Origin of the sequence: Limnohabitans sp. (genome assembly GCF_031539175.1) — a bacterium.
In the GTDB taxonomy this organism is placed as follows: Bacteria; Pseudomonadota; Gammaproteobacteria; order Burkholderiales; family Burkholderiaceae_C; genus Limnohabitans.
This window is the reverse complement of the sequence record NZ_JAVKLQ010000069.1, coordinates 17,078-31,034: the sequence shown is the minus strand read 5'-3', so window position 1 is coordinate 31,034 and position 13,957 is coordinate 17,078. Positions and strand designations below refer to the sequence as shown.

Genomic DNA, 13,957 nt, shown 5'->3' with positions numbered 1-13,957 from the left:
CGGTATTCTCGCCGACCTATGCTTCACCACTCCAAAATTCAGGCTATTACCCTTGACCTCGACGACACCTTGTGGCCCATCATGCCGGTCATTGTTCGCGCTGAACAGACCTTGCAAGCGTGGTTGCAAATTCACGCGCCACAAACCGCGATCTTGTGTGCCTTGCCCGACACCAAACGCGCCATGCGTTTGCAGGTCGAGCAGCGTTTTCCTGAGTACAGCCACGATTTGAGTTTTTTGCGCCGTGAGTCGATTCGTGCCAGCTTGCGCGAGGCCGGTGATCGGCCTGATTTGGCCGAGGCCGCTTTTGATGTGTTCTTTGCTGCGCGCAATGATGTGTCGCTGTATCCCGGCGTGGCGGAGGCCTTGGCTAAGCTGGCAGCGCGTTATCCCTTGGTGGCACTCTCCAATGGCAACGCCGACGTGTTTCGTACCGAGGCTGCGCCACATTTTCAGTCGGCCCTCAGTGCCAAGGCCTTTGGCGTGGCCAAACCCGATGTGCGCATTTTTCATGCGGCGGCAGCGCAGCTGAACTTAGACCCTGAAGCCGTGTTGCATGTGGGCGATGACGCCATGGCAGATGCCTTTGGCGCCTTGAACGCGGGCATGCAAGCTGTGTGGATCAATGCCGAAGGGCATGTTTGGGAAGAGCGAATCGCGTCGCATGCATCGCCGCATTTAAAGCAACCGCTGACCGTGCGGCATTTGTCCGAGTTGTGTGATCACCTCTTGGCCTGAGCGCACCGCACCTTCGAGGGTCGAGGGGTAGGGGCCAGCCACGTAGTCACCGCAGGCCCACAGGTGGGGCGCGATGAACGCGGCGGGGCGCGACAGATGCGGTGTGCAAGCCAGCGTGGCCCGTTTTTCGACCACGGTTTGCACGACTTGAAGCTCAGTCAACCCCAATTGATCTTGCACTTGTTGCAGCACTTGGGCGGCCAATGCCTCACGCGTGCCCACACTGGCGCTGACCACGCAAGCCAGCAAGCCCGTTTGTTGCATCAATGCCTCGCGGTCAAAAATGAATTGCGCAGGACCGGCGCCAGAGCCGGTTTGCGTCGCCGACGACTTCGATGTGTCTGACATCTTCGAGTCGCTGTTCAGCGCCATCATGGACCGTGCCAAGCCTTTGAAGCGCGGGTCCGCACAGTGCAGGTACACGGTGGCAATCGCTTCGTGCGTTAAGGCCGCTGCGCTGTGCGCCCATGTGGGGTGGAGGTCTGCGGTGAGGCGAGCCGCCTCCCAAGGTGGGCAAGCCAGCAAAAGTGCGCGACCTCCGGCTGCTGCCGTGCAGTCCGCGTATTGCTGTTTCAAGACATCAGCGGTGATGCGGTGTCCCAGATGCACCTGCGCGCCGTGTGCCTTGAGCCAATGCAGGGCCGGTTGCGGCAACAGTTCACCCAAATCAACGCGAGGCACCAGCACGTCAGAACTGCCTGCACCGCCCAGTAAGGCATCGTGCAACACACGCAAAAAGACGGTGGCACTGGCGCGGCTGATGGGGGTGTTGAGCGCTGACAAACACAGGGGCTCGATCAGTGCTTGCACCACGCACGCAGGCAATGACGACTGGGCGCACAACGTTGCCACCGTCCAACGGGCGTCGCATGTGAATCCTGCCCACTGCCATTGCATGCAGGCTTTCAGCAGCAAGGCTTTGTCGCGCCAAGTCCAGCCGCGTGTGCGGACAATGCCTGCCAACACGTTCAAGGGGGCTGGCCAATTGGGAAGCGCCAAACCACGGCCATCGGCAAAGCGCACATCCAATGGCAGGCGCTGCAATACCGCTTCCGGTTGGACGCCGACGTGTCGCATCAACGCCAAGGTGTCGCGGTAAGCGCCAATCAAGATGTGTTGGCCGTTGTCTAAAGGCGTGACATCTGGGGGCGCCTCTAGGCTGCGAGCGCGACCGCCTGGCACTGACGCAGCTTCAAACAACTCAACTTGCCAGCCTTGTTCCACGGCCGCGACGGCAGCAGCCAGTCCTGCCCAGCCTGCGCCAACGATGGTGAGGTGCTTCACAGCCAAACAGCGAGTGTGGGTGGTTTAAAAACGGCCCAAGGCTTGCATCTTCCAAGCCAGCCAGAGCTTACGCAGGGGCGTGAGCGCCACGCGTTGTTTGAGCACGGGAAACTTCTGGGCTTCGATTTCGCGCAGCAAGGTGCGGTAAATGCTGGCCATCATCAAGCCCGGTTTTTGATGGCGCCAATCGGCGGCAGGCAGCAACGCCAAGGCTTCGTCGTACAAGGTGTGGGCACGCTGCGCTTGGAATTGCATCAGCGCTTGAAAACGCTCGGAATCGATGCGATTGAGCACTTCATGCGCCTTCACATCGAACTTCTGCAGCTCTGAAACCGGCAGGTAAATGCGTCCGCGCAAGGCGTCTTCGCCGACATCTCGAATGATGTTGGTCAACTGAAACGCTTGACCCAGCTTGTGGGCATACGCAGTGGTGGCGGGATCGGTTTGGCCAAAAATTTTGGCAGAGACTTCACCCACCACGCCCGCGACCAAATGGCAGTAACGCGTCAAGTTGGGGTAGTCGAGGTAACGGGTTTGGGAGAGGTCTAGCTCGCAGCCTTCAATCACCGATTGCAAGGGCGCCTCTTCAATGCCAAACGTGTCGCACAAAGGCATCAACGCTTGCATGACGGGATGGGTGGGGTGGCCCGCGAAAGCTTGGTGCACTTCTTTGCGCCACCAAGCCAACTTGCTGCTGGCCACGCCGGGGTCGGTCACTTCGTCAACCACGTCGTCGATTTCGCGGCAAAACGCATAAAACGCAGTGATGGCCGCTCGCCGCTGTGGCGGCAAAAACAAAAAGGCGTAATAAAAACTGCTGCCCGAGGCAGAGGCTTTTTGCTGAACGTAGTCTTGAGGTGTCATGTCGGAACTCATTATCGGCGTTGCCACGTTCACATTCGGCAACAACGCCAAGCCATCAGCAGCACGTCGCTTTTGTGCAGGCGTGGCCGAGGCCATGTGGTGCCATCGCCCCCGAGTTGGCGTTGCAGCGCATCGAGTTTGTCGAGAAGGCGCAGTCCGCCTTGCACCACAGCGCGCAACTCCCAGCCCGCCCGACCTGGGACGCGCTTGACCAGCGGCGCACCTTGGGCCATCAACCCGCGAGCAAAGACCAATTCTTCGGCGAGGGTATGACCTTCAGGCAGGTAGTCGCGACCACGCTGGACGTCTTGTTGACGGTCTTGCCAAAAATTGATCAGCTGCAAAGCGCTGCAAATGGCATCGCTTTGCGTCAAAGACGTGGCGTCTTGTACCCCGTACAAATGCAGCATCAAACGGCCCACGGGATTGGCCGAGCGGCGGCAATAGTCCATCAATTCGGTCCGATCTCGGTAGCGTTGGCCTACACGGGTGTAAATCACGTCTTGTTCAAACGCATCCAGCAGGTCAAACAAAGGCTGGGCGGGCAATTGGTGCTGCACGACAGCAGCGCCCAAGGCCTGAAACACCCCAGGCCAGCGCGTGCTTGCGTTTTTGGCACCACTCAAGCAAGCCTGCAGATCGGCTTTGTAGTGCGCCAAGTCCTCCAGTCGGCGGTGGGCAGGGGCGTCGCCCTCGTCAGCCAAGTCGTCTGCGGTACGGGCAAAGTGGTACAGCGCCACGATGGCGGGGCGCAGACGGGCAGGGCACAGCCACGACGCGACCGGAAAATTTTCGTAATGTTCAATGGACGACATAGTTGTGGTGATTGTGACGTTCCTCAATCGGCTACATTACTAACCAGTTAGTCATTAGCGATCGGTTAGACCATGTTGCAAACAATTTTCTCTCGCGCTCGAGTGCCTGTCGCACTCCTTTCCTTGGCTGTTTTGGCGGCTTGTCAAAAGCCGCCTGCGGCCCAAGAGCCCATTCGCGCCGTCAAAGTCATGACCATTGGCGCTTCGGCGGGGACTGCCGAGTTGGAGTTTTCGGGCGATGTGCGCGCGCGCGTGGAGTCGAGTTTGGGATTTAGGGTGAGCGGCAAGTTGCTCAGTCGCCCTGCAGAAATTGGCCAACGTGTGCAAGCTGGCCAATTACTCGCGCAGTTGGACCCGCAAGATTACCGTTTGGCAGCAGACGCTTCTGCGGCGCAACTGATGGCGGCGCAAACCAACCGTGAGTTGGCCGCGGCTGATTTGAAGCGTTACCAAGATTTGCGCGCGCAAGGTTTCATCAGCGCGGCTGAGTTGCAACGCCGTGAGGTGGCCTTTTCGGCGGCACAAGCCCAGTGGCAACAAGCGCAAGCGCAAAACTCGGTGCAGGGCAATCAATCGGGCTACACCCGTTTGGTGGCCGATGGCGCTGGCGTGATCACCTCGGTCGATGCCAATGCCGGTCAAGTCGTCGCAGCGGGTCAGCCGGTGGTGCGTTTGGCTTTAGACGGTGCGCGTGACGTGGTGTTTGCGGTGCCAGAAGACAAATTGGCATTGTTCAAAACCGGTCAAAGCGTGGGCGTGCGCTTGTGGGGCCGCGACAAAACGCTGCAAGCCCAAATTCGCGATGTGGCAGCCAGCGCCGATGCCGTGACGCGCACTTTTTTGGTCAAAGCCGCATTGCCTAACGGTGCCGATGCCGTGTTGGGGGCCACGGTCACGGTGTTGAAACCGGTCACTGGGACAGCGATTGCCACCATCAAATTGCCCAGCAGCGCTTTGCGCTTAGAGGGTGACGCCACTTCGGTTTGGGTGTTAGACCCCGCCACGATGACCGTCAAATCGCAAGCCATTGAAGTCAAGACCGCAGATGGCAACGACGCGGTGGTGAGTTCTGGTCTGAATGCAGGCGATCAGGTGGTGATGTCTGGCGTGCATGTGCTGACGGCAGGCCAAAAAGTGTCGATCTTCGGCGCAGGGAAGTGAGTTGACGATGGACAAGTTCAACCTCTCCAAATGGGCGCTGGATCATCCGGCGTTGACCCGCTACCTCATGGTCGTGCTGATGCTGTTGGGCGTGGCGGCCTACTTTCAGCTGGGCCAAGACGAAGACCCGCCGTTCACGTTCCGTGCCATGGTCGTGCGTACGTATTGGCCGGGTGCGACCGCTCAGCAAGTGGCCGAGCAGGTGACCGACAAGTTAGAGCGCACCCTGCAAGAGGTGCCTTATGCCGACAAAATTCGCAGCTATTCCAAGCCTGGCGAGTCGCAAATTATTTTTCAGATCAAAGACTCGTCTAAGCCGGGTGATGTGCCGCAAGTTTGGTACGCGGTGCGTAAAAAAATTGGCGACATGCGCTACACCCTGCCGCAGGGCGTGCAGGGCCCATTTTTTAATGATGATTTTGGTGATGTGTATGGCGTGATCTACGCCATTGACGCGCCTGGCTTTAGCCCTGCTGAGGTGAAGAAGTTTTCCGACGATGTGCGTCAGCAATTGCTTTACGTGCCGGATGTGGCCAAAGTGGAGCAGTTTGGTGTGCAGGATGAAAAAATCTTCATCGAAATTCCGCAAAAACGCCTGGTGCAGATGGGCTTGGACTTAAACGCCGTCTTGGCGCAGTTGGGGCAAGAAAATGCCGTTGAAAACGCAGGCATGGTGCAAGCGCCCTTGGACAACATTCAATTGCGCATTGAGGGGCAATTTCAAACCGAAGCACAGCTGCGCGCCATGCCCATTCGTGGCAGTTCCGGCCAGCAGTTCAAGCTCGGCGACATTGCCAATATCCAGCGTGGCTATGTCGAACCCGCATCGGTCAAAGTGCATCACCAAGGCAAACCTGTCATTGCTTTGGGCGTATCGATGGCCAAAGGGGGCGACATCATCGCGTTGGGCAAATCTTTAGAGGCAGCCACGGCCCGCATTGAGAAAACGCTGCCCTTGGGCGTGACCTTGGTGCAGGTGCAAGACCAACCCAAAGCGGTGACCAAGTCGGTGGGTGAGTTTGTGCATGTGCTGATTGAGGCGGTGCTGATTGTGTTGGTGGTCAGCTTCGTGGCTTTGGGCTTGCACAAAGGCGGCCGGTTTGGCTGGCATGTGGACATTCGCCCGGGTTTGGTGGTGGCCATCACCATTCCGTTGGTGTTGGCCATGACCTTTTTGGCCATGCAGTATTTGGGCATTGGTTTGCACAAAATTTCGCTGGGTTCGCTCATCATCGCGCTGGGCTTGTTGGTGGATGACGCGATCATTGCCGTGGAAATGATGGTGCGCAAAATGGAAGAAGGCTACGACCGTGTGCGTGCCGCCACCTTTGCGTACGAAGTGACGGCCATGCCCATGTTGACGGGCACGTTGATCACGGCGGCTGGCTTTTTGCCCATTGGCATGGCGAAGTCGACGGTGGGTGAGTACACCTACGCTATTTTTGCGGTGACGGTGGCTGCGCTGGTGTTGAGCTGGTGGGTGTCGGTCTACTTCGTGCCGTATTTGGGCACCTTGCTGCTCAAGGTCAAACCCCATGCCGAGCAAGATGCTGAGCATGAGCTGTTTGATGGCCCGTTTTACGCCAACTTCCGCCGCGCAGTGACGTGGTGCGTGGAGCACCGCTGGAAAGCGATTGGCGCCACTGTGCTGATGTTTGCTTTGGGCATTGTCGGCATGGGGCGTGTGCAGCAGCAGTTCTTCCCTGACTCCAGCCGTCCTGAAATTTTGGTGGACCTCTGGTTCCCTGAGGGCACGTCCTTCAAAGCCAACGAGGCGGTGGCGCAAGCGGTGGAGCAACGCTTGCTCAAACAAGAGGGTGTGCAAACCGTCAGCACTTGGATTGGTTCTGGCGTGCCGCGCTTTTACCTGCCTTTGGATCAGGTGTTTCCACAAGCGAACGTGTCTCAGTTGATCGTAGTGCCGCAAGATTTACAGTTTCGCGAATCTTTGCGCCTAGCTTTGCCAGCCTTGTTGGCGCAGGAGTTTCCAGAAGCGCGCGCCCGTGTGAAGCTGCTGCCTAACGGACCCCCCGTGCCTTATCCCGTGCAGTTCCGCGTGGTCGGCGCAGATCCGAAGGTGTTGCGCCAACGTGCTGACGAGGTGAAAGCTGTCATGCGCAGCAACCCAGCCACCCGTGGTGTGAACGACAACTGGAACGAAGCCATCAAAGTGGTCAAGCTGCAGGTCGATCAGGCCAAAGCACGTAGCTTGGGCGTGAGCAGCCAGTCCATTGCACAAGCCACGCGCACGTTGCTTGTGGGCACCACGGTGGAGCAGTTCCGAGAGGACAACAAGCTCATCGACATCGTGCTGCGCCAACCTTTGGACGAGCGTGATGCCATCAGCGATTTGGCCAGTGCCTATCTGCCAACCGCCTCAGGCCGCATGATTCCGGCCACCGAGATCGTCCGACCTGTGTTGACGTGGGAGCCAGGTGTGATGTGGCGCGAGAAGCGCGAGTACGCGATTACCGTGCAGTCCGACATCATTGAGGGCTTGCAGGGCGCTACCGTGACCAACCAGCTGTATCCTGAGTTGAAAAAGCTCGAGGAGGCCTGGGCCCAGTCGGCGCAACCGAACTACCGCATTGAAGTGGCTGGCGCGGTGGAAGAAAGCTCAAAGGGTTCTAGCTCGATTTCGGCAGGCATGCCCATCATGCTGTTTCTCACCTTCACATTGTTGATGCTGCAGTTGCACAGCTTCAGCCGTGCCGTGTTGGTGTTTTTGACGGGACCTTTGGGCTTAATTGGCGTGGCGGGGGCGTTGCTGGCGCTCAACAGGCCCTTTGGTTTTGTGGCGCTGCTTGGCGTGATCGCCTTGATGGGCATGATTCAGCGTAACTCGGTCATCTTGATTGACCAAATTGAGCAAGACCGCGCCGCAGGCATTCCGGCTTGGGAGGCGATTGTGGAGTCGGCTGTGCGCCGTTTGCGCCCGATTGTCTTGACGGCTGCCGCCGCCGTGCTGGCCATGATCCCCCTCACGCGCAGCGTGTTTTGGGGCCCCATGGCCGTGGCGATCATGGGCGGCTTGATCGTTGCGACCGTTTTGACCTTGCTGGCGTTGCCTGCAATGTACGCGGCGTGGTTTAAGGTCGAAAAGCCGTCTAAAATCCTCGGTTGACCGATTTCAAGCGGGTGGTCTACCAAGGCCACCCGTTGTTGTTTTGAAAAACCCGCGCGGGTGGCGAAATTGGTAGACGCACCAGGTTTAGGTCCTGACGTCCGCAAGGATGTGCGGGTTCGAGTCCCGCCCCGCGCACCATTGATATTTATTGAAAGCAAGCGGCTTCAAAGCTGCTGCTGACCCTGCCAAATTAGGAGAAACCACATGGCTGTGACCGTCGAAACTCTGGAAAAACTGGAACGCAAAATCACTTTGACACTGCCTGTCAGCGCCATTGCTGCAGAAGTTGACGTGCGTTTGAAGCGTGTGGCACGCCAAGTCAAGATGGACGGTTTCCGTCCAGGCAAAGTGCCCATGAACGTTGTGGCACAGCGCTATGGCTATTCCACACAGATGGAAGTGATGAACGACAAAGTGGGCGAGGCTTTCAACTCGGCCATTCAAGAAGCGCAATTGCGCGTGGCAGGTCAGCCCCGTATCAACGAAAAAGAAGGCGCACCCGAAGGCGAAATGCACTTTGACGCCATTTTTGAGGTGTACCCAGAAGTGAAGCTGGGCGAGTTGTCTGCTGTGACCGTTGAAAAAGTCTCGGCCGAAGTGACCGACGCGGCCATCGACAAAACCATCGACATCTTGCGCAAGCAACGTCGCACTTTCGCTCAGCGTCCTGCTGACGGTGCTGCACAAGACAGCGACCGCGTGACCATCGACTTCGAAGGCAAGATCGACGGCGAGCCTTTCCAAGGCGGCAAAGCCGAAGACTTCCAGTTCTTGCTCGGCGAAGGCCAGATGCTCAAAGAATTTGAAGATGCCGTGCGCGGCATGAAGGCTGGCGAAAGCAAGACTTTCCCCTTGAGCTTCCCCGCCGACTACCACGGCAAAGACGTGGCCGGTAAGCAATCTGATTTCTTGGTGACCTTGAAGAAGGTGGAAGTCGCCAACATGCCCGACGTGACCGACGAGTTGGCCAAGTCTTTGGGCGTGGCTGACGCCACCGTTGCCGGTTTGCGCGCAGACATCAAAAACAACCTCGAGCGCGAAGTGAAATTCCGTTTGTTGGGCCGTAACAAGCAAGCTGCTTTGGACGCTTTGGCGAGCCAAGCTGAACTTGACTTGCCCAACGCCAGCGTGCAAGCTGAACTCGAACGCATGGTTGAAGGCGCTCGCGCTGACTTGAAGGCCCGTGGCATCAAAGACGCAGACAAAGCCCCAATTCCTGATGACGTGTTCCGTCCACAAGCTGAAAAGCGCGTGCGCATGGGTTTGGTGGTGGCCGATTTGGTTCGCGCCAACAACTTGCAAGCCACCGCTGAGCAAATCAAAGCGCACATCGAAGAGTTGGCATCAAGCTACGAAAAGCCTGCTGACGTGGTGCGTTGGTACTACAGCGACATGAGCCGTTTGGGCGAAGTTGAAGCAGTCGTTATTGAAAACAACGTGACTGACTTCATCTTGTCTAAAGCGAAGGTGACCGACAAAGCGGTCTCGTTCGACGAATTGATGGGCCAATCCTGATCCGTCTTCGGTCATAAGGAAACAACATGAGCGCACTGGAAACACAAGCCTTGGGCATGGTCCCCATGGTCATTGAGCAGTCGGGCCGCGGCGAGCGGTCTTACGACATTTATTCACGTTTGCTCAAAGAGCGCGTGATCTTCTTGGTGGGCGAGGTGAATGATCAAACCGCCAATTTGGTGGTGGCTCAGTTGTTGTTCCTCGAAAGCGAAAATCCTGACAAGGACATTTCGCTCTACATCAACTCTCCCGGTGGTTCGGTCAGCGCGGGTATGTCCGTGTTTGACACCATGAACTTCATCAAGCCTCATGTGTCTACGCTGTGTATCGGTATGGCCGCCAGCATGGGCGCGTTCTTGTTGGCTGCAGGCGAAAAGGGCAAGCGTTTCGCTTTGCCTAACTCCAAGGTCATGATTCACCAGCCTTTGGGCGGTACCCGTGGTCAAGCGACTGAAATCGAGATTCACGCCCGTGAAATCTTGAAGACACGCGACCAATTGAACCGCATCTTGGCTGAGCGCACCGGTCAACCGCTCGAGAAAATTGAGCGTGACACCGAACGCGATTACTACCTGAGCGCCGACGAGTCGAAAGACTATGGCTTGATCGATCAAGTGATTAGCAAGCGCGGTTAATTGCGTTCCCTTTCCCTCTAAATACACATCCATGGCTGATAAAAAAGGCGCTTCCGGCGAAAAAACGCTCTACTGCACGTTCTGCGGTAAGAGCCAGCACGAGGTCAAAAAACTCATCGCAGGGCCTTCGGTCTTCATTTGCGACGAGTGCATTGACTTGTGCAACGAAATCATCCGTGATGAGTTGCCCAACGCCGATTTGACCCAGGAAGCGGGCGATGCGTTGCCAACGCCTGCCGAAATCAAAGCCAACCTCGACAATTACGTGATTGGCCAAGAGCCCGCCAAGCGCACGCTGGCTGTGGCGGTCTACAACCACTACAAGCGGTTGAAGCACAAAGAGGGCGCCAAGAAAGACGATGTGGAGCTCTCTAAGAGCAACATTTTGTTGATCGGCCCCACGGGCTCTGGCAAAACTTTGCTGGCTCAAACCATGGCCCGCATGTTGGATGTGCCTTTTGTGATGGCCGACGCCACCACCCTGACCGAAGCCGGTTATGTGGGTGAAGACGTTGAGAACATCATTCAAAAGTTGTTGCAAAGTTGTAACTACGATGTCGAGCGTGCACAACGCGGCATCGTTTACATTGACGAAATTGATAAGATTTCTCGCAAATCAGACAACCCCTCCATCACGCGTGATGTGTCGGGTGAGGGCGTGCAACAAGCGTTGCTCAAGCTGATCGAAGGCACGATGGCGAGCATTCCTCCCCAAGGTGGTCGCAAGCATCCGAACCAAGACTTTTTGCAGATCGACACGACCAACATCTTGTTCATTTGCGGTGGTGCGTTCGCAGGCTTGGAAAAAGTGATCGAAGGCCGTACCGAAGCTTCTGGCATCGGCTTTGGAGCTTCGGTCAAGAGCAAAGAAAGCCGCAGCCTGACCGAAGTGTTTGGCGAAGTGGAGCCACAAGACATCATTAAATTCGGTTTGATCCCCGAATTGGTGGGGCGTATGCCTGTGATTGCTGCTTTGGCCGAGTTGACCGAAGACGCTTTGGTGCAAATCTTGACTGAGCCCAAAAATGCGTTGGTCAAACAATACGCCAAGCTGTTGGCGATGGAAGGTGCGGAGCTCGAGTTCCGTCCTGGCGCTTTGCGTGCGATTGCCAAAAAAGCCTTGATTCGCAAAACAGGTGCGCGTGGTTTACGTTCTATCCTTGAACAATCGCTGATCGACACCATGTTCGAATTACCGAATGCGTCGAACGTTGAAAAAGTGGTGGTTGAAGAAGCCACCATTGAAGACAATAAACCACCATTGCTGGTGTACCGAGAAGCTGCCAAGACAGCTTAAACAAGATTCATCTCGGGGACAGCGCATATCGCCTGTCCCTTTTTTACTGGAAGGCTGACCATGTCTGGACAACCACCGTTACCCGCTACCCCTCTTGAACTGCCGTTGCTGCCTTTGCGCGACGTGGTGGTTTTCCCGCACATGGTGATTCCCTTGTTTGTGGGGCGTCCAAAAAGCATCAAAGCTCTAGAAGCGGCCATGGCCGCTGAACGACGCATCATGTTGGTGGCCCAAAAAGCAGCTGCCAAAGATGAGCCCGCTGTGGGCGACATGTTTGAAGTTGGTTGCGTGTCGACCATTTTGCAAATGCTCAAGCTGCCCGACGGCACCGTCAAGGTGTTGGTCGAAGGTCAGCAGCGCGCCAAAGTGGACGGTATTGAAGACGGTGAGTCGCACTTTACGGCGCATGTCACGCCCATCGAAGTGGCGCCTGCAGAAGCTGGCAGCGAGGTGGAAGCCTTGCGCCGTGCCGTGATGCAGCAGTTTGACCAGTACGTCAAACTGAATAAGAAAATCCCACCTGAAATTTTGACCTCCATCGCCAGCATTGACGATGCAGGCCGTCTGGCCGACACCATCGCCGCGCATTTGCCATTGAAGCTGGAAAGCAAGCAAGTGGTGCTCGATTTGTCAAATGTGCGCGACCGTTTGACCAATTTGTTTGAGCAGTTAGAGCGTGAGGTGGACATCCTCAACGTGGACAAGAAAATCCGTGGTCGCGTCAAGCGTCAGATGGAAAAGAACCAGCGCGACTTCTATCTGAACGAACAGGTCAAAGCCATTCAAAAAGAGCTGGGTGAAGGCGAAGAGGGCGCGGACATCGAAGAGATCGAGAAGAAGATCAAAGCGGCCCGAATGCCCCAAGAGGCACGTAAAAAAGCCGATGCCGAGCTGAAAAAGCTCAAGCTCATGTCGCCCATGTCGGCCGAAGCGACGGTGGTGCGCAACTACATCGACGTGCTGATTGGCTTGCCTTGGAGCAAGAAAACCAAGATCAAACACGACTTGGGCAATGCCGAGAGCGTGCTCAACGAAGACCATTACGGTTTGGACAAAGTCAAAGACCGCATTTTGGAATATCTCGCGGTGCAGCAACGCGTCGACAAAGTCAAAGCGCCTATCTTGTGTTTGGTGGGGCCTCCTGGCGTGGGTAAAACTTCGCTCGGTCAATCTATTGCCAAAGCCACGGGCCGCAAGTACGTGCGCATGGCCTTGGGTGGTATGCGTGACGAGGCCGAGATTCGCGGCCATCGTCGCACCTACATCGGTGCCATGCCCGGCAAGGTGCTGCAGAGCTTGACCAAAGTCGGCACGCGCAACCCCTTGTTCTTGCTCGACGAGATCGACAAATTGGGCACGGATTTCCGTGGCGACCCTTCCAGCGCTTTGTTGGAGGTGTTGGACCCCGAGCAAAACAACAAGTTCGGTGACCATTACGTGGAAGTCGACTACGACTTGAGCGACGTGATGTTCGTGGCCACCTCGAACTCCATGAACATTCCACCGGCTTTGTTAGACCGTATGGAAGTGATTCGTTTGTCGGGTTACACCGAAGACGAAAAAACGCACATCGCCATGAAGTATTTGCTGCCCAAGCAGCTCAAAAATAACGGCGTGAAAGACGAAGAGTTGGCCGTGGACGAAGCGGCCATCCGCGACATCGTGCGCTACTACACGCGTGAAGCGGGTGTGCGTTCGTTGGAACGTGAGTTGTCCAAGATTTGTCGCAAGGTGGTCAAAGCCTTGTTGCTCAAACAAATGACGCCACAAGTCAAAGTGACCGATGCCAATTTGGCAGACTTCTTGGGCGTGCGCAAATACTCCTATGGCCGTGCTGAGGCTGAAAACCAAGTGGGCCAAGTGGTCGGCTTGGCGTGGACCGAAGTGGGCGGTGATTTGCTGACCATCGAAGCCGCCATCATGATTGGCAAAGGCACCATCACGCGCACCGGTTCTCTGGGTGATGTGATGAAAGAATCGGTCGAGGCGGCTCGTACCGTGGTGCGTAGTCGTGCGCGTCGCTTAGGCATTTCTGAAGAATTGCTGGAAAAGCGCGACATTCACATTCACGTGCCCGATGGTGCGACGCCGAAAGATGGTCCGAGTGCGGGTGCTGCCATGGCCACAGCCTTGGTGTCTGCGCTCACAGGAATCCCTGTGCGTGCCGACGTGGCGATGACCGGCGAAATCACCTTGCGCGGTGAAGTCACGGCGATTGGTGGCTTGAAAGAGAAGCTCTTGGCTGCGTTGCGCGGTGGCATCAAGACCGTGATGATTCCTGAAGAAAACGTCAAAGACCTGCAAGACATTCCTGAGAATGTTAAAAATGGTTTGGAGATTGTTCCTGTCCGATGGATCGACAAAGTCTTGGAAGTCGCTTTAGAGCGCATGCCAACGCCATTGCCTGATGACGTGCCTCCTGTTGCACCAGCTGTGGCGGATGCGAACGTCAAAGCGGAAGCTGTCAAACATTGATGTAAATGCATGAAGTTTTCTAAGCGCGCTAATTTCTTTGAAAAAG

The 13,957-nt window shown here is 56.5% G+C and carries 10 protein-coding genes and 1 tRNA gene; 8 read left to right on the top strand and 3 right to left on the bottom strand.

Annotated features, from left to right (window positions below; translation table 11 throughout):
• The first annotated feature begins 18 nt into the window (after positions 1 to 18).
• Positions 19 to 738 (top strand): HAD-IA family hydrolase, encoded by a 720-nt coding sequence (locus RMS95_RS13020; RefSeq protein ID WP_310646631.1) that lies wholly within the window; start codon positions 19 to 21, stop codon positions 736 to 738.
• On the opposite strand, the gene hpnE is transcribed toward RMS95_RS13020, so the two are convergent.
• The 3 genes from hpnE to RMS95_RS13005 are packed head-to-tail and all read right to left on the bottom strand — an operon-like array spanning position 679 to position 3,701.
• Complete coding sequence (gene hpnE / locus RMS95_RS13015) at positions 679 to 2,022, bottom strand: hydroxysqualene dehydroxylase HpnE (RefSeq protein WP_310646630.1); 1,344 nt, start codon at positions 2,020 to 2,022, stop codon at positions 679 to 681. The two genes, RMS95_RS13020 and hpnE, sit on opposite strands and share 60 nt — an antisense overlap.
• Before the next feature lie 24 nt (positions 2,023 to 2,046).
• Positions 2,047 to 2,886, bottom strand: a complete 840-nt coding sequence (gene hpnD, locus RMS95_RS13010) for a presqualene diphosphate synthase HpnD (protein WP_310646629.1) — start codon at positions 2,884 to 2,886, stop codon at positions 2,047 to 2,049.
• Positions 2,887 to 2,915: 29 nt separating this feature from the next.
• Positions 2,916 to 3,701, bottom strand: coding sequence for a squalene/phytoene synthase family protein (locus RMS95_RS13005; protein WP_310646628.1), 786 nt, complete (start codon positions 3,699 to 3,701; stop codon positions 2,916 to 2,918).
• 102 nt (positions 3,702 to 3,803) lie between these two features.
• Between RMS95_RS13005 and RMS95_RS13000 the strand changes: the two genes are divergently transcribed.
• From RMS95_RS13000 to lon, 7 genes are all read left to right on the top strand, one after another.
• The gene (locus RMS95_RS13000) at positions 3,804 to 4,862 is read left to right on the top strand and encodes an efflux RND transporter periplasmic adaptor subunit (RefSeq protein ID WP_310646627.1); all 1,059 of its coding nucleotides are present in this window, start codon (positions 3,804 to 3,806) and stop codon (positions 4,860 to 4,862) included.
• Positions 4,863 to 4,869: 7 nt separating this feature from the next.
• Positions 4,870 to 7,986: an efflux RND transporter permease subunit gene (locus tag RMS95_RS12995; RefSeq protein ID WP_310646626.1), complete on the top strand. Its 3,117-nt coding sequence runs from the start codon at positions 4,870 to 4,872 to the stop codon at positions 7,984 to 7,986.
• Between the two features lie 54 nt (positions 7,987 to 8,040).
• Positions 8,041 to 8,127, top strand: a tRNA-Leu gene (locus RMS95_RS12990).
• Between the two features lie 66 nt (positions 8,128 to 8,193).
• On the top strand, positions 8,194 to 9,504 hold the full coding sequence (gene tig, locus RMS95_RS12985) for a trigger factor (protein WP_310646625.1): 1,311 nt from the start codon (positions 8,194 to 8,196) through the stop codon (positions 9,502 to 9,504).
• 26 nt (positions 9,505 to 9,530) lie between these two features.
• Entirely contained in the window at positions 9,531 to 10,139 is a 609-nt protein-coding gene (clpP, locus tag RMS95_RS12980; RefSeq protein ID WP_310646624.1) for an ATP-dependent Clp endopeptidase proteolytic subunit ClpP, read from the top strand.
• Positions 10,140 to 10,170: 31 nt separating this feature from the next.
• Positions 10,171 to 11,436 carry an ATP-dependent Clp protease ATP-binding subunit ClpX gene (gene clpX, locus RMS95_RS12975; RefSeq protein ID WP_310646623.1) on the top strand — a complete coding sequence of 422 codons (1,266 nt, stop codon included), beginning with the start codon at positions 10,171 to 10,173 and terminating at the stop codon, positions 11,434 to 11,436.
• A gap of 60 nt (positions 11,437 to 11,496) precedes the next feature.
• Positions 11,497 to 13,911, top strand: a complete 2,415-nt coding sequence (gene lon, locus RMS95_RS12970; RefSeq protein WP_310646622.1) for an endopeptidase La — start codon at positions 11,497 to 11,499, stop codon at positions 13,909 to 13,911.
• The last annotated feature ends 46 nt before the right edge of the window (positions 13,912 to 13,957 follow it).